The sequence below is a fragment of the Exiguobacterium sp. USCH10 genome (assembly GCF_037619445.1).
Lineage (GTDB): Bacteria > Bacillota > Bacilli > Exiguobacteriales > Exiguobacteriaceae > Exiguobacterium > Exiguobacterium aestuarii_A.
The window spans coordinates 453065-469822 of the sequence record NZ_JAQPZO010000001.1; the positions used below are offsets into that span (position 1 = coordinate 453065).

General features: G+C 50.8%; 19 protein-coding genes. 2 read left to right on the forward strand and 17 right to left on the reverse strand.

Annotated elements, in window-relative coordinates; translation table 11 throughout:
- From PQI28_RS02320 to PQI28_RS02355, 8 genes are all read right to left on the reverse strand, one after another.
- Complete coding sequence (locus PQI28_RS02320) at positions 1-591, reverse strand: XTP/dITP diphosphatase (RefSeq protein WP_214695264.1); 591 nt, start codon at positions 589-591, stop codon at positions 1-3.
- Positions 588-1337, reverse strand: a complete 750-nt coding sequence (rph, locus tag PQI28_RS02325; protein ID WP_074032777.1) for a ribonuclease PH — start codon at positions 1335-1337, stop codon at positions 588-590. Before rph ends, PQI28_RS02320 begins: the two co-directional genes overlap by 4 nt.
- Positions 1330-2133, reverse strand: coding sequence for a glutamate racemase (racE, locus tag PQI28_RS02330; protein WP_339962433.1), 804 nt, complete (start codon positions 2131-2133; stop codon positions 1330-1332). The genes rph and racE overlap by 8 nt, the downstream gene beginning before the upstream one ends.
- A 113-nt stretch (positions 2134-2246) precedes the next feature.
- Positions 2247-2510: a phosphocarrier protein HPr gene (locus tag PQI28_RS02335; RefSeq protein ID WP_339962434.1), complete on the reverse strand. Its 264-nt coding sequence runs from the start codon at positions 2508-2510 to the stop codon at positions 2247-2249.
- A gap of 74 nt (positions 2511-2584) precedes the next feature.
- Positions 2585-3025, reverse strand: coding sequence for an acyl-CoA thioesterase (locus PQI28_RS02340; RefSeq protein ID WP_147537790.1), 441 nt, complete (start codon positions 3023-3025; stop codon positions 2585-2587).
- Positions 3026-3033: 8 nt separating this feature from the next.
- Positions 3034-3822 (reverse strand): succinate dehydrogenase iron-sulfur subunit, encoded by a 789-nt coding sequence (gene sdhB, locus PQI28_RS02345; protein WP_193343274.1) that lies wholly within the window; start codon positions 3820-3822, stop codon positions 3034-3036.
- Between the two features lie 8 nt (positions 3823-3830).
- Positions 3831-5588 (reverse strand): succinate dehydrogenase flavoprotein subunit, encoded by a 1758-nt coding sequence (gene sdhA, locus PQI28_RS02350; RefSeq protein WP_074032768.1) that lies wholly within the window; start codon positions 5586-5588, stop codon positions 3831-3833.
- A gap of 16 nt (positions 5589-5604) precedes the next feature.
- Positions 5605-6222: a succinate dehydrogenase cytochrome b558 subunit gene (locus PQI28_RS02355; protein WP_015881102.1), complete on the reverse strand. Its 618-nt coding sequence runs from the start codon at positions 6220-6222 to the stop codon at positions 5605-5607.
- A 222-nt stretch (positions 6223-6444) separates the two neighbouring features.
- Here PQI28_RS02355 and PQI28_RS02360 point away from each other — a divergent pair, with 222 nt between their 5' ends.
- A complete protein-coding gene (locus PQI28_RS02360) occupies positions 6445-6837 on the forward strand; it encodes a YslB family protein (protein ID WP_243834707.1) in 393 nt (130 codons plus the stop codon).
- A gap of 25 nt (positions 6838-6862) precedes the next feature.
- Here PQI28_RS02360 and PQI28_RS02365 read toward each other — a convergent pair whose 3' ends face one another.
- Together PQI28_RS02365 and uvrC are read right to left on the reverse strand one after the other, a co-directional pair.
- Positions 6863-7639 (reverse strand): aminoglycoside adenylyltransferase domain-containing protein, encoded by a 777-nt coding sequence (locus PQI28_RS02365; protein ID WP_339962435.1) that lies wholly within the window; start codon positions 7637-7639, stop codon positions 6863-6865.
- Positions 7636-9426 carry an excinuclease ABC subunit UvrC gene (uvrC, locus tag PQI28_RS02370; RefSeq protein ID WP_074032756.1) on the reverse strand — a complete coding sequence of 597 codons (1791 nt, stop codon included), beginning with the start codon at positions 9424-9426 and terminating at the stop codon, positions 7636-7638. Before uvrC ends, PQI28_RS02365 begins: the two co-directional genes overlap by 4 nt.
- A 70-nt stretch (positions 9427-9496) precedes the next feature.
- Between uvrC and PQI28_RS02375 the strand changes: the two genes are divergently transcribed.
- Positions 9497-10810 (forward strand): dihydrolipoyl dehydrogenase family protein, encoded by a 1314-nt coding sequence (locus PQI28_RS02375; protein WP_214785302.1) that lies wholly within the window; start codon positions 9497-9499, stop codon positions 10808-10810.
- Between the two features lie 42 nt (positions 10811-10852).
- Here the strand turns inward: PQI28_RS02375 and mnhG are convergent, their stop codons facing one another.
- From mnhG to PQI28_RS02410, 7 genes are read right to left on the reverse strand one after another with little or no spacing between them, the layout of a single operon-like run.
- Positions 10853-11212, reverse strand: coding sequence for a monovalent cation/H(+) antiporter subunit G (mnhG, locus tag PQI28_RS02380; RefSeq protein ID WP_015881097.1), 360 nt, complete (start codon positions 11210-11212; stop codon positions 10853-10855).
- Positions 11190-11486, reverse strand: coding sequence for a Na(+)/H(+) antiporter subunit F1 (locus PQI28_RS02385; RefSeq protein ID WP_026826530.1), 297 nt, complete (start codon positions 11484-11486; stop codon positions 11190-11192). The genes mnhG and PQI28_RS02385 overlap by 23 nt, the downstream gene beginning before the upstream one ends.
- Positions 11486-11971: a Na+/H+ antiporter subunit E gene (locus tag PQI28_RS02390; RefSeq protein ID WP_339962437.1), complete on the reverse strand. Its 486-nt coding sequence runs from the start codon at positions 11969-11971 to the stop codon at positions 11486-11488. The genes PQI28_RS02385 and PQI28_RS02390 overlap by 1 nt, the downstream gene beginning before the upstream one ends.
- 7 nt (positions 11972-11978) lie before the next feature.
- Positions 11979-13463 (reverse strand): Na+/H+ antiporter subunit D, encoded by a 1485-nt coding sequence (locus PQI28_RS02395; protein ID WP_339962438.1) that lies wholly within the window; start codon positions 13461-13463, stop codon positions 11979-11981.
- Positions 13456-13797, reverse strand: coding sequence for a Na(+)/H(+) antiporter subunit C (locus tag PQI28_RS02400; RefSeq protein ID WP_015881093.1), 342 nt, complete (start codon positions 13795-13797; stop codon positions 13456-13458). Before PQI28_RS02400 ends, PQI28_RS02395 begins: the two co-directional genes overlap by 8 nt.
- Positions 13797-14234: a Na(+)/H(+) antiporter subunit B gene (locus PQI28_RS02405; RefSeq protein WP_214785305.1), complete on the reverse strand. Its 438-nt coding sequence runs from the start codon at positions 14232-14234 to the stop codon at positions 13797-13799. The genes PQI28_RS02400 and PQI28_RS02405 overlap by 1 nt, the downstream gene beginning before the upstream one ends.
- A complete protein-coding gene (locus tag PQI28_RS02410; RefSeq protein WP_214785306.1) occupies positions 14206-16647 on the reverse strand; it encodes a Na+/H+ antiporter subunit A in 2442 nt (813 codons plus the stop codon). Before PQI28_RS02410 ends, PQI28_RS02405 begins: the two co-directional genes overlap by 29 nt.
- Between the last annotated feature and the right edge of the window lie 111 nt (positions 16648-16758).

A 16758-nucleotide genomic window follows, 5' to 3' on the forward strand; every position in this document is an offset into this window, starting at 1 on the left:
TCATCCTTTCATGAATGGAATGATTTCTGCCTCCAGTTTTCGTAATGCCTGTCCACGGTGACTGACGACCGCTTTTTCTTCACGTTCTAGTTCGGCCGCCGTCTTGTGGAGCGATGGAACGATAAAGAGCGGGTCGTATCCGAAACCGTTCTCGCCACGTGGGGAATAGCCGATTGTCCCTTCAATTGTTCCGCGAACGGTCAACGTCTCTCCTGTCGGTTTCGCCAGACAGAGGGCACAGACGAAGCGAGCCACGCGATTCGTTTCGCCGTTCAATTTTTCAAGAAGAAGCGCATTGTTCGCCTCATCCGACTTTTCAGGACCGGCGAAGCGAGCTGAATATACACCAGGTGCCCCGTCGAGCGCGTCGACTTCAAGACCGGAGTCGTCCGCCAGAACAGCATGCCCGAAATAGGCAGCCGCTTCCGTCGCTTTTAACGCCGCATTTTCTTCAAATGTCGTCCCTGTCTCATCTGTTTCCGGCGCATCCGGATAGTCGAGTAGTGATTCGACCTCAAATCCGAGCGGTGTCAACATCCCTTCTAGTTCTTTTACTTTCCCGGGATTGTGTGTCGCAATGATCAACTTCATAATGTCTCCTCCGAACGTTCTCCGACGTACCACCAAGAAGCACCGAGTGCCTCTTCAGCCGTCTTGAATAATGATTCGATTCCGTGTTGTGCAAGCGCGAGCATCTCGTTCATCTCTTGAAGCGTGAACGTCGCCTCTTCACCTGTCCCCTGAACTTCGACGAACCGACCGCTCGCCGTCATGACGACGTTCATGTCGACCTCAGCCGCCGCGTCTTCCATATAGTCCAAGTCGAGAACGAGTTCATCGGTCCGTCCGACCGAGATTGCCGCGACGCCTTCTTTGATCGGTGTATCGTCGAGCTTCCCTTGACGGATTAACCGGTCGACAGCGAGGACGAGGGCACAAAACCCACCCGTGATGGATGCCGTACGCGTCCCGCCATCCGCTTGGATGACATCACAGTCAATCCAAATCGTGCGTTCTCCGAGACGTTCCAAGTCAACGACCGAGCGGAGTGATCGGGCGATGAGACGCTGAATCTCCATCGTTCGACCCGATTGTTTCCCACGTACCGCTTCTCGGACAGTCCGGTCACCTGTCGCACGTGGCAACATCGCATACTCGGCATTGATCCAGCCTTGCTTCTTCCCGCGAAGGAAGTTCGGAACACGTTCTTCGACAGTCGCTGTACAAATCACTTTCGTATCACCAATCGAAATGAGGACAGACCCTTCCGCATGCTTATTCACATGAGGTACGATCTCGACTGTTCGTAATTCATCAAATCGTCTCGTATCACGCAATGCCGGTCACCTCGACTTTCTCCGCATGGACCGGACGACCGAGCCATTCGCTCGCTAGTCGGTCAAACAGTTCAATGTCCCCCGTCGCATAAAAGGCATGGGATGGGACAGTATCTAATCCGTTCTCAAGCTCTTGATAATCAAGCATCGCTGCGACTTCAAGCGCCGTCTCGTCACCCGACGAGATGAGGTGCACGTTCGGTCCGACCACGTCCTGGATGACAGGCGCAAGAATCGGATAGTGCGTACAACCGAGAATGAGTGTATCCATCTCGGAAGGTTGTAGCGGACGCAGCGCCTCTTCCACGATTTGACGGACGCGGTCTCCCGACACGTCCCCCGCTTCAACGAGCGGGACAAAAGGCGGGCAAGCGAGTGAGTACACGTCGACCTCACCAGCCACGTGACGAAGCGCCTTCTCATAAGAAGCGCTCTCAATCGTCATCTTCGTACCGATGACACCGATATGTTTGTTTCGCGTCCCTTTGACGGCCGCACGGGCACCTGGGTCGATGACACCGATGACCGGGATATCGAGGCGTTTCCGCGCCTCTTTCAAAACGACCGCCGTCGCCGTGTTACACGCGATGACAATCATTTTGACGTCTTTCTTCAATAGAAACTCAATGAGTTCCCATGTATAAGCTTCAATCTCATCGTGCGGACGCGGCCCGTATGGACAGCGTTCCGTATCCCCGATATAGATAATTTCTTCTTTAGGGAGCTGGCGCATCAATTCTTTGACTACCGTCAACCCGCCGACTCCTGAATCGAGGACTCCAATCGCTCGTTTCATTTTGCATCACTTCCATTCTCACCTATCTTACCAAAAAACATCAGACGGAAAAAGAAACGTTCCCATGACAAAAAAAGACGAGGTCGCCAGTGGCGCCTCGTCCCTTACCCGAATTACTGAGCAAGACCTTCGCTAGTGAGCATGTCAGAAAGCGTGTTGATCGCTTCTTCTGCATCTTCACCTTCAGCAGTGATCTTGATTGTAGAATCTTTTGCGATACCGAGTGAAAGTACACCCATGATCGACTTCAAGTTAACTATTTTACCATTGTACTCGAGGTTGATGTCTGATTGGAACTTAGAAGCTGTGTTAACCAACTGAGTAGCTGGACGAGCGTGAATTCCTGAATCAGCAACGACTGTGAACGTTTTTTCCATGAGATGATGGTCTCCCTTCAAAATTCAATTCTACAGGCGAACCGGCAGAATATTTTTTGTTTGTGAACTCATTATCAAATGATAGCGGATTCGCAAAAATTCTGCAAGCGGTTTTTATATTCCGGAGTCCATTCCGTTGGACGACCTTCCTTCGTCAAATGAACGAGGCTCGTTCGTCCCGCGAAGAGGAGTTGCTCTCCGTCATATGCCCCGTAATGAATATCACATGAAGTGTTTCCGACCGTCAAGATATTGGCATGCACGGTCAGCTGTTGACGTGGCATGACTTGTCGAACATAGTCACATTGCGCATCGGCGACGACGACAAACCCATCCTTTAAGGAGAATCCTGTCGCTTCTAACAACTCAATTCGCGCATCTTCGAAATAGATGAACGGGATTGTGTTGTTCATGTGACCGTACGGATCGCACTCCGAAAAGCGAACTTTTACATCGAGCGCAATCCCTGCTTTGACACGTGTTTCCCAACCTGGCTCTCGAAAGTACTTGGTCATCGGCTCGCTTACGCCTCGACCGCAGAACCGGTGCGACCTTTGTCACTACCGAAGAACTGTTTGAACGAATGAAGCGTCGTTTGACGGTTCATCGAAGCGATTGACGTCGTGAGCGGGATGCCTTTCGGACAAACTTCGACACAGTTTTGTGCGTTTCCGCACTGCATGATGCCGCCGTCTTCCATAAGTGCTTCGAGGCGGTCTTCCGCGTGGAAGGCACCTGTTGGATGCGAGTTGAAGAGACGGACTTGCGAGATCGCCGCTGGACCGATGAAGTCCGATTTGTCGTTGACGTTTGGACACGCTTCAAGACAAACCCCACATGTCATACATTTTGATAACTCGTACGCCCATTGGCGTTTGTTTTCTGGCATACGCGGTCCTGGACCGAGGTCATACGTTCCATCGATTGGAACCCATGCCTTCACTTTTTTCAACGCGTCGAACATGCGTTGACGGTCGACTTGAAGGTCACGGATAACCGGGAACGTCTTCATCGGCGCGAGGCGGATCGGTTGCTCGAGTTTATCGACGAGCGCTGTACACGATTGGCGTGGCTTCCCGTTGATGATCATCGAGCAGGCACCACATACTTCCTCGAGACAGTTCATGTCCCAGTTGATCGGTGTCGTCTTGTCGCCGTTCGCGTTGACCGGGTTACGGCGGATTTCCATCAATGCCGAGATCACGTTCATGTTCGGACGGTACGGCACCGTGAATTCTTCAGTATATGTTGCTTGATCCGGTCCATCTTGACGTTCGATGATGAAGCGGATGTCTTTTTGTTCAGATTGCATTGGCGTCGTCATTTCGTCTTCGCCCCTTTCTTCGAGTAATCCCGTTTACGTGGCGGGATTAACGAAACATCGATGTCTTCATACGAGATATCGACTTCCCCATCTTTGTAACGTGCCATCGTCGTCTTCATGAACTGCTCGTCATTACGTTCCGGGAATTCCGGTTTGTAATGGGCACCACGGCTCTCGTCCCGCTTGAGTGCGCCGAGTGTGATGACGCGTGCGAGGTCGAGCATGTGGTCGAGCTGTCGAATGAACGATGCCCCTTGGTTGCTCCAACGTGCCGTATCCGTAGCCGAGATGTTATGGAAACGTTCACGCAATTCTTGGATTTTCTTGTCCGTCGCTTCGAGCTTGTCGTTATAACGAACGACTGTGACGTTGTCCGTCATGAGTTCACCGAGTTCACGGTGGATTTGATATGCGTTCTCTGTTCCATCCATCGCAAGGATGTCGTTGAAGCGTTCAATCTCTTCACGCTCGTTGAAGTTGAAGAGTGCGTCTGAGACGCTTTCTGTCGCTTGGTCGAGACCACGCATGTAGTTGACCGCTGCAGGACCTGCTTCCATTCCACCGTGAACGGCTGAGAGAAGTGAGTTCGCACCGAGACGGTTCGCACCGTGCATCGAGTAGTCACATTCACCGGCTGCGAAGAGTCCAGGGATGTTTGTCATTTGATCGTAGTCGACCCACAGTCCGCCCATCGAATAGTGGACTGCCGGGAAGATCTTCATCGGTACTTTACGCGGGTCGTCCCCTACGAATTTCTCGTAGATTTCGAGGATCCCACCAAGTTTGATGTCGAGTTCTTTCGAATCTTTGTGAGACAAGTCGAGGTACACCATGTTCTCGCCGTTGACGCCGAGTTTTTGGTTAACACATACATCGAAGATCTCACGTGTCGCGATATCACGCGGTACGAGGTTTCCGTATGCTGGATATTTCTCTTCGAGGAAGTACCATGGCTTCCCGTCTTTGTATGTCCAGACACGTCCACCTTCCCCACGAGCCGATTCACTCATGAGACGAAGTTTATCGTCCCCTGGAATCGCAGTCGGGTGAATTTGGATGAACTCCCCGTTCGCGTAGACTGCACCTTGGCGGTAAACCGCTGCCGCTGCTTGTCCTGTGTTGATGACCGAGTTTGTCGACTTACCGAAGATGACCCCTGGGCCACCTGTCGCCAAGATGACCGCGTCCGATGGGAACGCTTTAATTTCCATCGAGCGCAAATCCTGACAGACCGCACCACGGCAGATGCCTTCTTCATCGATGACGGCACGAAGGAATTCCCATCCTTCATATTTCTCGACAAGACCTTGTGCTTCATAGCGACGAACCTGCTCATCGAGTGCATATAGAAGTTGTTGACCTGTTGTCGCTCCAGCGTATGCCGTACGGTGGTGAAGCGTTCCACCGAAACGACGGAAGTCTAAGAGACCTTCTGGCGTACGGTTGAACATGACACCCATCCGGTCGAACATGTGGATGATTTTCGGTGCATTCTCTGCCATTTTTTGAACAGGTGGTTGGTTGGCGAGGAAGTCGCCTCCGTAGACCGTGTCGTCAAAGTGTTGCCAAGGAGAATCGCCTTCCCCTTTCGTGTTGACGGCCCCGTTGATGCCACCTTGGGCACAAACTGAATGTGAACGCTTGACCGGTACAAGCGAGAATAGTTTTACCGGAACACCCATCTCTGCCGACTTGATAGTCGCCATGAGTCCAGCTAGACCGCCACCGATGACGATCAAACTTTGATTTGCCATGTAAAATTCCCCCTAATTACAAGATGCCTGCAAACGTCAAAATCGAACGGATGCCGACAAAAGATAGTGCCAAGAACACGACACCTGATACGTAGCTCATGAGACGTTGCGAACGAGGTGACTGTGTGATTCCCCACGTGATCGAGAACGACCAAAGACCGTTCGCGAAGTGGAAAGTAGCCGAAAGGATTCCGACTATGTAGAAGATCAACATGAGCGGGTTGTCGACGATGTTTTGCATCATCTCCGCATTGACTTCTACCCCGCGTAATTTCGCTAAGCGCGTTTCCCAAACGTGCCACGCGATAAAGATGACGAGGAAGACCCCTGTGAAGCGTTGGAAGAGATACAACCAGTTGCGTGCGTATGAGTAACGGTTCGAGTTAATCGATCCGAGAAACGCATAGTACACGCCGTACACGCCGTGGAAGATCATCGGCAATGCGATAATCGTCACTTCAAGGAAGTACAGATACGGTAAGTTCTCCATGAATTTTGCTGCTTTGTTGAATGACTCCACCCCATCGACGATGTAGTAGTTGACCGATAAGTGAACGATCAAAAACAAACCGATTGGAATGACCCCAAGTAGCGAATGGACTTTACGACTGAAGTAGTCACGATGCGCTGCCATTCTAGTTCCCCCTTTTCACGAGCATTGGCTCGTTTTGTCAATAAAAGCGTTTTCAAATGCAGATATAGCTTTCTGACTCCTATTCTACTCTTGTGAAAATTGTATGACAAGATAACCTAGCCGATTTGTGCCACATTCTTTTCAAAAATACAGGATGACCAAATTCCGATTGGTCGTTATAATGATATAGAGAGATTGGAGTGATGGGATAGAATGGAAACGATGAGCCAACCAATTTTCGCGATTGAACTTCTTCGCGACTATGTGTTGACGGACTTGCTTGGTGAAGATTACGCCCAAGTCATCTATTGGTCAGGAAAACGGGTCGCCCGCAAATTCCCGACGATGTCTGACGATGAACTGACTGCATTCTTCGACGAGGCAGGTTGGGGAGCGTTGACGCTCAAAAAGGAACGTGGGAGTAAATTTACATACGAACTGATCCCACCGCCCACGACCCAAGCCAAGGCGACCGGTTACTATCAGCTCGAAGCTGGATTTTTAGCCGAACAGATTGCAGGTCGTTTCCAGTGCGTCGCGGAAGGATATGCCGATCCCGCCCGAAAAACTGTCCAAATCACCGTCCAACTAGACCGGAAAGACGATTACGAATAAGAGTCGATGCGTTTCGCATCGACTCTTATTTTTGTTTAGTGTGAAGTTGTTGACGCATGTAGCGACGGAATTCGTTGAGTTCATGTTGATCAAACGTCACGTCTTCCCCTTCATAGCCCCGAGTCGCCTTACGAACGACCGTCACAACATTTCCCGGAAAATGTCCGTTCTCTATCACCCAACCGAGCGCTTCTTGTTTCGAGAGAAGGACACGTTCTTGTTCATAGGCCAGTCCGCGTAACAAGTTCAACACGCAATAAATCGGATTTTCATCCATCGTATCGAGACAGTCGAACGCATCTGCCAGAATTGCATCAGAAAAATGAGCGGAATCGAATCCGCAGAGCAATTGATGAAGTGGCTGTCCGCGCCAAGTGATACCTCGTTCTAAAATCATCAACATATGAGCTGCCAAATCCGGATCGGTGAATCCTTGTTGCAATTCGGTTCGCTCTTCCCTACCTGCCTTTTCAAAACGAGAACGCCACCCTTCACTATAGTGAAACTCGAAGGGACTCGGGTGACACCAGTCTTTTATCTGGACCATCGTCATGATACTCAGTTCGAGCGGATATGGTTCGTTGGAGTATAAGAGACAACAGTCGATGAGTTTTTGTCGTTCCTCCCGAGTCAATGCGTTCGATACGACGAGCAACAAATCTACATCACTTCGTTTCGGATGAAAGCCACCCATCGCTAATGAACCATGAATGTATATATGCTGAACGGTTGGTAGAAATTCATCAATCGCTCTCACGAATGAAGCGATTGTATTCTCCACGTCTGTCGGAAGCTGTCTCATTCATCCGTATCCTCATGCACATATTGAAGGACAGTCTCCGCCAGTTTTTCCGGTAGTCCCGCTTCTTTCAATTGTTCGAGCGAGGCCAGGCGAATCTGTTTCATCGACCCGAAATGACGAATGAGCTGTTGACGACGCTTCGGACCTACTCCTGGAATCTCGTCTAGAATCGACTTCGTCATCTTCTTCGTCCGCAAGCTACGGTGGAAGGTGATAGCGAAACGGTGGACCTCGTCTTGCATCCGCTGTAATAGATAAAAAGCACTCGATCGTGGATGGAGTTCAACGACCGCACCATGTTCTCCGAACAACAGTTGACTCGTCCGATGTCGGTCATCCTTTTTGAGTGAGCCGACCGGCAAGTCGAGTCCGAACTCGTTTTGGATGACGTCGAGCGCGGCATTCAATTGCCCGATTCCTCCATCAATCAATAAGAGATCCGGTAACCGCTTGTCTTCTGTCAACAGGCGGCGGAACCGTCGCCGCACGACTTCGCGCATCGTCTCATAATCATCGGGTCCTTGGACGGTCCGAATCTTATATTTCCGATACTCTTTCTTGAGTGGCTTCCCATCTTCAAAGACGACGAGCGCCGATACGGCGTCCGCCCCTTGAATGTTCGCGTTATCGATGATGTCGACACGCGACAAGTTCGGGATGCCGATTGCTTCCCCGAGTTCACGCATCGCGAGCAACGTCCGCTCTTCGTCTCGTGCGAGCAATTCGAACTTCTCGTTCAAGGCGATCGTTGCGTTCTTCGTCGCCAAATCGAGTAGTTGCTTTTTCGCCCCACGTTTCGGTTGCATCACTTTCGTGCCGATGGCGTCATTCAATAAATCGAGACGGACCGTTTCCGGTACGAGGATCTCTTTTGGCACGACGTTTTGTTCATAGAACTGGACGATGAAACTTTCGAGTTCTTCGGAAGGCTCTCCATGCATCGGGAAGAGCGAGACGTCTCGCTCGATCATCTTCCCGCCTCGCATATAGAACACTTGGACACACATCCAGCCCCGGTCAAGCGTATAACCGAAGACGTCTCGCGCCGTCGGGTCGGCCGTAATCATATTCTGTTTATTCATGATCGATTCGACCGCTCGAATCTGGTCGCGTAGTTCAGCAGCCCGCTCGAACTGCATGTCTTCAGCGGCACGTCCCATCTCCACATTCAGCTTGGCGAGCGTCTCACTCGTCTCACCGTTCAGGAAACGACGAATCTCGTTGACGATCTCTTTTTGCGAATCCGTGTCGACCGCGAGCTCACAAGGTCCTAAGCACTGCCCGATGTGATAATAGAGACAAAGTTTCTTTGGCATCGGCTGACATTTACGGAGCGGGTAGAGTTTATCGAGCAGACGTTTCGTCTCGTTCGCCGCGTAAGCGTTCGGATACGGTCCGAAGTAATGTCCGCCGTCTTTCTTTAACTTCCGTGTCGTCAATAGACGCGGATATGGTTCGTTCGTGATTTTGATGTAAGGATACGTCTTATCATCTTTCAGGCGAATATTGTACTTCGGGTCATGTTTTTTGATGAGCGTCATTTCAAGGAGCAACGCCTCGAGTTCGCTCGCCGTCACGATGTACTCAAAGTCACGAATCTCTGCGACGAGACGCATCGTCTTGATGTCGTGCGCGCCCGTGAAATAAGAGCGGACCCGATTCTTGAGGTTTTTTGCTTTCCCTACATAGATGACCTCGCCATATTCATTTTTGTGCAGATAGCAACCCGGTTCGTCCGGGAGTAATGCCAATTTATGTTTAATGTGATCGGTATGACTCAATTCCATTCACCTCAGTTTAGCTTCCTCCTGGACGGGAAAAAGAGTGTGATATCTCGTCAGAGGAGGATTTTATATTATGAAACGATACGATGTCATTATTGTCGGTAGCGGATCAGCCGCGAGCCAAGTCGCCACGATTTTACGTGACGCCGGTAAAGAGATTGCTATCATTGAAAACTGGACGTTCGGAGGAACGTGTCCCCAGCGTGGATGTGACCCGAAAAAAATGCTCGCCGAAGGTGCCGAACTTCTCGCCCGTACGGAACGTATGCGCGAGCTCGGCGTCGAAGGAAGCCTATCCCTCGATTGGTCGTCCTTTAAAAAGCGGATTGATGAATATCGCTTCTCGATTCCTACGTCAAAAACGCAACATTGGAACGAGATGAACATTGATTTATATCAAGGGGAGCCTCACTTTATCGATGAAGACTCGATCGTCATCGATGGTCACGAGCTCTCCGCCCCTCAATTTTTAATCGCGACGGGCCAAACACCACGTCCTCTCGACATCCCAGGTGGCGAACTGGCCATCACGAGCGATGATGTGTTCGACCTCGACACGTTACCGAAATCGATTCATATTGTCGGTGCCGGTTATATCGCTTTTGAATTCGCCCATATCTTCCGACGCTTCGGAAGCGACGTGACCCTTCTCATTCGTTCACGTGCGCTGAAGGCATTCGACCCGAACGTCGTCCATCGGCTCCTCGAAGAATCAAAACGAATCGGGATCACTGTCCGACACGACGTCGAACCGACACGAATCGACGGGAACGTCTTAACGTTATCAGATGACTCTACCCTTGAAGGAGTTGTCCTTAACGCCACCGGGCGAATTCCAAGCATCGAGCGACTTCATCTCGAAGCAGCAGGCGTCAATGCCGATCATCATGGTGTTCAGGTGAACGAGCATCTCCAGACGAGCAACCCGAATATATACGCCGCCGGAGACGTCGCTAATAGTCCAAATCCCGCACTCACTCCGTTCGCCGGTCAGGAAGGTCGTCTCGCTGCATTGAACATGCTTCACGGGAATACGCGGGCACTTCCCGAGCGCCCAGCACCGACCATCGTCTATGCGACCCCACCGATTGCCAAAGTGGGGCTCACTGTGGAGGAAGCGGAAGCCGAGGGCATCGACTTCGACGTGAAAGAAACGGACATGTCCCATTTCCTCACCTATTCACGCATCAATGACACGACCGCCTATTCGAAAGTATTGTTGAGTGCGGAAGGTCATATTATCGGCGCACATCTGATTGGACACCATGCCCCGGAACTCATCAATCTGTTCTCTTTCATTATACAGAACAAACTGTCGCATCAACACGTGAAGCACTTAGAAGTCGCCTATCCGACGGCTGCCTCCGACCTGACCTATCTCATCTAAACAAAAGACGGGACTCGCCACACGGCGAATCCCGTCTTTCTCTTATTCGATTCCTTTATCCTTGTCTTCTTTCAATGCGTCTTGTAATGACTTCTCCCAAAGCGGGACCCCTTTTGCGTGCGCCGCACGTGAGATGAGGTGACCCCCAACAGGAGCCGTCAAGAGGACGAAGAAGAGACCGAGCAAGAGTCTTGCATCAAATACCCGTTCATCGACATATACGTGAAGGACGGCCGCAAAGAGGACGAACATGACACCGAGTGTCGCACTCTTTGAGGCAGCGTGTGTTCTCGAATAAATATCTGGGAGACGGATGAGACCGATCGCGGCGACGACCGTGAAGAAGACGCCGATGATCGTGAAGATGCCGGTAATGAGATCAAAGATCATTGTCGCGGTCATGTTGGATAATCTCTCCCCTCTCTAAGAATTTCGAGAACGCCACCGTTCCGATGAAGGCCAAAATACTGAGTAGCAAAATGACTTCAAAATATAGAGTCGTATCGAGCAGGATCGACAGTAACGCAACGACCGAGATGAGCGCGATCCCGATTGAGTCGAGCGCGATGACTCGGTCTGCCGTTGTCGGTCCTTTGACGACGCGATACAACATCATCAACATCGCAAGCAAGAGAATGGCGAGCGAGATGTAGATGAGAATGTCTAGTAAATCCATCACTCTGTCGCCTCCTTAATGCTTGATTCAAAGTTATCATAAATGTCTTTTTGTAATGCTTCCTTATCCGGCATGTTGAGCGCGTGGATATAGAGCACGGAATTGTCTTTTGACACCTGAACGACGAGCGTCCCTGGTGTGAGCGTGATCAGCATTGAGAGCAAGCTGACTTTCCAGCCTTTGTCGAGAGACGTCTCATACCGGAAGATTCCTGGTTGAATCTTGAGCTTTGGACTAAGGACGAGACGTAACACCTCGAAGTTCGCTAGGAACAGTTCCCGGATGAAGATGAGGAGCAGTTTAAACAGACGCCAGACGCGTGTGAAGTAAAAGCTGCCTCCCCCTGCCTTGAAGAATCGGCGCATCATGAACAAGATGAGCAATCCGAGTAGATACCCAACGAAGAATCCGCTCGTTGTGAACGATCCCGTGAGGAACATCCAGATGAACGCCAAGAAAAAGTTAATCAAAAGTTGATAAGCCATCTGTGTTTCACTCCTTTATCACGGCATCGATATAGATTTCTGGATTGACGAGCGGCTCAATCGCTTGCGTGATATACGGATGGATGGCTTCTGCCCCAAATCCGTATGCGACCGCAATGATGAGCAACAAGAAGACCGGCACAATCAAACGTTTTGTATATGGGACGAGTGGTCCATCATACTCACGCTTCGCCTCTCCCCAGAATCCGTTCAAGAAGATCTTCATGACCGAATAGAGGACGAAGAGACTTGATAAGAGGACGAGAAGTGGTCCGAACAGTTCTCCTTCGTCCATCCCGCCTGATACGATCAATAACTTCCCGAAGAATCCACTAAGTGGCGGAATCCCTGCAAGCGAGAGAGCTGCGAGGAAGAACGTCCATCCGAACAGTGGGAAGCGTGTGATGAGTCCACCCATATCGCGCAATTGACCGGATTTGGTGATCCCAATCATCATCCCGACGAGCATGAAGAGAACTGCCTTGATGATCATGTCGTGAATCAAGTAGTAGAGCGACCCTTCAAGGGACGTCTGCGTGTTGACCGAGATCCCGTACAAAATGACCCCGACCGCAATCATGATGTTGTAGATGATGATCAGCTTCACGTCGTTATAAGCGATGGCACCTGTCATCCCGATGAAGATTGTGAGGACAGCGAGAACCATGAGGAACGTCTGTAAAAACTCACCGTTCCCATCAAACAGTAACGTGTACGTCCGCAAGATCGAGTAGACCCCAACTTTCGTCAAGAGGGCCCCGAACATCGCAAGAATCGGAGTCGGCGCGACCACGTACGCTCCAGGGAGCCAGTAGTGAAGTGGGACGAGTGCCCCTTTCATCCCGAAGACGATGACGAACAGGACGCCGATGACGGTGATGACGTCCGGGTTATCGACGAGCGGGATCTTCATCGCCAAGTCTGCCAAGTTGAGCGTACCTGTAACGCCATAGAGCAAGGCGACCGACATGACGAAGAGTGCCGAGGCGATGATGTTCACGAGCAAGTATTTGATGGACTCCCGTAACTGGACGCCCCGTCCACCAAGTACAATCAACACGTATGAAGACATCAAGAAGACCTCGAAGAAGACGAACAAGTTGAAAATATCACCTGTCGTGAAGGCACCGTTCACCCCGACGAGCAAGAAGAGCATCGAAATGTACAAGTAGTTGCCTTCATATGAGTCTGAGAAGTAATGGACGGCGAACCACACGATGAAGAGCGTGAGGAGAGTCGACGTCGTCACGAGTAGGGCTGACAACATATCCGATACGAGTGTAATCCCGAACGGCGCTTGCCAGTTCCCGAGGTTGAGGGTTTGAATCCCCTCCGTGGAGACCGTGTGCACAAGGAAGAGTGACACGATCGCCGTAATAACTAAAGCTCCAAGAGCCATCACACGCTGCAGCTGGACCCGTTTTGGCATGAACATCATGATGATGGCCGCAAGCGCAGGAATGACGATTGGAAAGACCGGTAAGTTAATCATACGATTCTGTTCCTTTCATTTCTTCCATATTGTCCGTGCTGAGCTCCTGATACGTGCGGTAGGCAAGTACGAGGAAGAACGCCGTCACCCCGAAACTGATGACGATTGCCGTCAAGACGAGCGCTTGCGGTAACGGGTCTGTGAATTCAGTCACACCGTCGACGAGGACAGGGGCTGCCCCTGTCTTCAAACCTGCCGTCGTCAAGACGAGAAGGTGTGCCGCGTGACTGAATAAGGCTGTGCCGATGATGATGCGTAACAAACTTCTTGAGAGAACAAGATAGACGGCACACATCGTCAAGACACCGATAATGATGCTAACGAAGATTTCCATTATTCACTCTCTCCAATCGTTTGTATAATCGTCAAGGTGATTCCGATGACTACGAGATAAACCCCTAAGTCGAACGCGATCGCCGTGTGGAGCGTCTGCTCACCGAGAAGTGGTAAGTCAAACTTCCCGTAAGCATGCGTCAAGAACGGACGTCCCAAGAATACCGAGTGAAGACCTGTCGCGAGTGCAATCAACAATCCACTTGCCGTCATGAGACGGTAGTCGATTGGGAGCACGTTCGCGAGCGTCTTCGAATCAAATGCGAGTAGCAACAAGACGAGTGCCGCGGATGTCATCAATCCACCGATGAACCCTCCACCTGGTGAATAATGACCGGCAAAGAACAAATCGATCGAGAAGATGACGATGATGAAGAAAATGATAATCGCGGCCGTCTGCAAAATGACGTCATTGACGCGTTTGCTGTTTTGCTTCATGTGCACCTTCTCCTTTCGTACGTCGTGTTGTTCTAAATTTAATCATCGTGTAGATTCCGAAAGCCGCAATTCCGAGAACGACGATTTCAAACAAAGTATCAAATCCACGGAAGTCGACAAGGACGACGTTGACCATGTTTTTACCTGCTGCAAGCTCATACACGTTCTCTTTGTAATACTCTGAGATCGAGGTGAGCGATTTGTTCGTGAGCGCCATGAAGCTGAGAAGCGTCACGGTCGTTCCGACGAGAATGGCCACGATGGCATTCCCGACTTTGAAACGCATCCGTACTTCCTTCTTGCTGATGTCCGGCATGTGATAGAACACGAGCAAGAACAAGGCAACCGAGACCGTCTCGATGACGAGCTGTGTAAGTGCCAAGTCAGGTGCACCGAAGAAGACGAAGAACAGTGCCACGCCGTACCCGACAACCCCGAGTAAGATGATGGACGGGAGACGCGACTTCATGAAGAGAATCGCGAGCGCCGCAAGCATGACGACAGCGCCTAGCACGTATTCATACGGTGCAATCTCTGCCAAGTTCTCGAACGAGAATCGGTACATGTCGAACCACCAGATGCTAAAGAGCATCATGCCTGAGAGGAAGACGAAAATATAGATCAAATACGACCGGATGAAACCAGTCATGTAGTTGTCTTTAAAGCGATATGCCGCCTTGTTTGACCAGACGAGCGTACCATCGTATATCCCGTTGAGCGTCAAACGATGTGGGATCCGATTGTAGATGCCCATCCATTTGCCCATTTGCCAGAACAACAATGAACCGAGAAGGATAACCCCGATTGTCATATATAGTTCAGGCGTGAGACCGTGCCAGAAATAAATATCTACCTTTACATCTTGCCCTTGCGCGACGAGTGTCGGATAAATCGACTCGACGGCCGGTTTGATGAGCGAGTTCGACAAAACGTTCGGGAAGAACCCGAGACCTACAACGAGAAGCGCGAGGATGGCCGGCGAAATCAACATGCCGATCGGCGCCTCATGCGGTTGTTTTGGCAATTGATCGAACTTCGCTTTGCCCATGAACGTCCGTGTAAACAGCATGATGCTGTAGATGAACGTGAACACACTTCCGACGAACGCGATGACCGGAAGTAAGATTCCAATCGTATCGAGTGCGAAGAAGTCGGCCGAGAAGACTTTCGTCGTCGCCTTCAAGAACATCTCTTTACTCAAGAAACCATTAAACGGCGGAAGACCGGCCATTGATAACGAACCGATGACGGCAATCGTGAACGTGATCGGCATGACCGTCATCAGACCGCCAAGCTTACGAATGTCACGTGTACCCGTCTCGTGGTCGACAATCCCGGCCATCATAAAGAGCGAGCCTTTGAATGTCGCGTGGTTGATCAAATGGAAGATTGCTGCGATCGTCGCGACCATAAAGATATTGTCATCCATACCGTCATAGTGGAGCGCAGCCGCACCAAGACCAAGGAGTGACATAATCAACCCGAGCTGACTGACTGTCGAGAATGCCAAGATTCCCTTCAAGTCGGTCTGCTTTACAGCGTTGAACGAGCCCCAGAACATCGTAAACATCCCGACCCCGGCAATCGTCCATAGCCAGACTGATGACTCTTGGAACACCGGGCTCATACGGGCCACGAGGTAGAGACCCGCCTTAACCATCGTTGCCGAGTGGAGGTACGCACTGACCGGAGTCGGTGCTTCCATCGCGTCAGGCAACCAGATGTGGAACGGGAACTGCGCTGATTTCGTGAACGCCCCGAGCAAGATGAGAATCATCGCGGCAAGGAAGAACGGGCTCTCGGCGATGACGCCAGAATTCGCGACCATATCACGAATGCTGTACGAACCAATCATCGACTCGAGTAAGACAATCCCCCCGAGCATCGACAATCCTCCGAATACGGTGAGAAGCATCGACTTCTGCGCGCCATAACGTGAACGCTCTTTCTCATACCAGTAACCAATCAACAGGAATGATGAAATCGATGTGAGCTCCCAGAACATATACATGACAATCATGTTGTCCGAGAGAACGACCCCGAGCATCGCACTCATGAACATCAAGAGATACACATAGAAATGCCCGAGTGACTCTTTGTCCTTATTCAAATAGTAAATTGAATATAAGACAACGAGTGCGCCGATCCCCGTGATGAGGAGGGCGAACAGTAGACTGAGTCCGTCGACGTATGCCGTGAAGTTGATCCCGAGGGACGGCATCCACGCAATCGTCTCTGTCACGACGTCCCCTGCACTCGTGATCGGAATGAATCCGGCGAAGTAGGTGACGAGCACGACCGGAACGATCAAAACGAACCAGCCTGTATGAATTTGCTTCATCCCCCGAAACAAGAACGGGATGAACGGTGCCGCGAGAAGCGGCAACAAAATAGCTAAATGTAACAGCGACAAGAAAATTCCTCCTTCGAACAGAGTCGTACAATAGATCGAGCCGTAAAGTAAGGTCACTTGACTCCATCATGTCTTCCTCATGAGTATAGCGTAAATTTTCAGTCTGTTTCC

Bases quoted from the DNA above. Each gene is read 5' to 3' on its own strand.
- PQI28_RS02320 (WP_214695264.1), bottom strand. From the start codon at position 591: ATGAAGTTGATCATTGCGACACACAATCCCGGGAAAGTAAAAGAACTA.
- racE (WP_339962433.1), bottom strand. From the start codon at position 2,133: ATGAAACGAGCGATTGGAGTCCTCGATTCAGGAGTCGGCGGGTTGACG.
- PQI28_RS02335 (WP_339962434.1), bottom strand. From the start codon at position 2,510: ATGGAAAAAACGTTCACAGTCGTTGCTGATTCAGGAATTCACGCTCGT.
- PQI28_RS02340 (WP_147537790.1), bottom strand. From the start codon at position 3,025: ATGACCAAGTACTTTCGAGAGCCAGGTTGGGAAACACGTGTCAAAGCA.
- sdhB (WP_193343274.1), bottom strand. From the start codon at position 3,822: ATGCAATCTGAACAAAAAGACATCCGCTTCATCATCGAACGTCAAGAT.
- sdhA (WP_074032768.1), bottom strand. From the start codon at position 5,588: ATGGCAAATCAAAGTTTGATCGTCATCGGTGGCGGTCTAGCTGGACTC.
- PQI28_RS02355 (WP_015881102.1), bottom strand. From the start codon at position 6,222: ATGGCAGCGCATCGTGACTACTTCAGTCGTAAAGTCCATTCGCTACTT.
- PQI28_RS02360 (WP_243834707.1), top strand. From the start codon at position 6,445: ATGAGCCAACCAATTTTCGCGATTGAACTTCTTCGCGACTATGTGTTG.
- PQI28_RS02365 (WP_339962435.1), bottom strand. From the start codon at position 7,639: ATGAGACAGCTTCCGACAGACGTGGAGAATACAATCGCTTCATTCGTG.
- uvrC (WP_074032756.1), bottom strand. From the start codon at position 9,426: ATGGAATTGAGTCATACCGATCACATTAAACATAAATTGGCATTACTC.
- PQI28_RS02375 (WP_214785302.1), top strand. From the start codon at position 9,497: ATGAAACGATACGATGTCATTATTGTCGGTAGCGGATCAGCCGCGAGC.
- mnhG (WP_015881097.1), bottom strand. From the start codon at position 11,212: ATGACCGCGACAATGATCTTTGATCTCATTACCGGCATCTTCACGATC.
- PQI28_RS02385 (WP_026826530.1), bottom strand. From the start codon at position 11,486: ATGGATTTACTAGACATTCTCATCTACATCTCGCTCGCCATTCTCTTG.
- PQI28_RS02390 (WP_339962437.1), bottom strand. From the start codon at position 11,971: ATGGCTTATCAACTTTTGATTAACTTTTTCTTGGCGTTCATCTGGATG.
- PQI28_RS02395 (WP_339962438.1), bottom strand. From the start codon at position 13,463: ATGATTAACTTACCGGTCTTTCCAATCGTCATTCCTGCGCTTGCGGCC.
- PQI28_RS02400 (WP_015881093.1), bottom strand. From the start codon at position 13,797: ATGGAAATCTTCGTTAGCATCATTATCGGTGTCTTGACGATGTGTGCC.
- PQI28_RS02405 (WP_214785305.1), bottom strand. From the start codon at position 14,234: ATGAAGCAAAACAGCAAACGCGTCAATGACGTCATTTTGCAGACGGCC.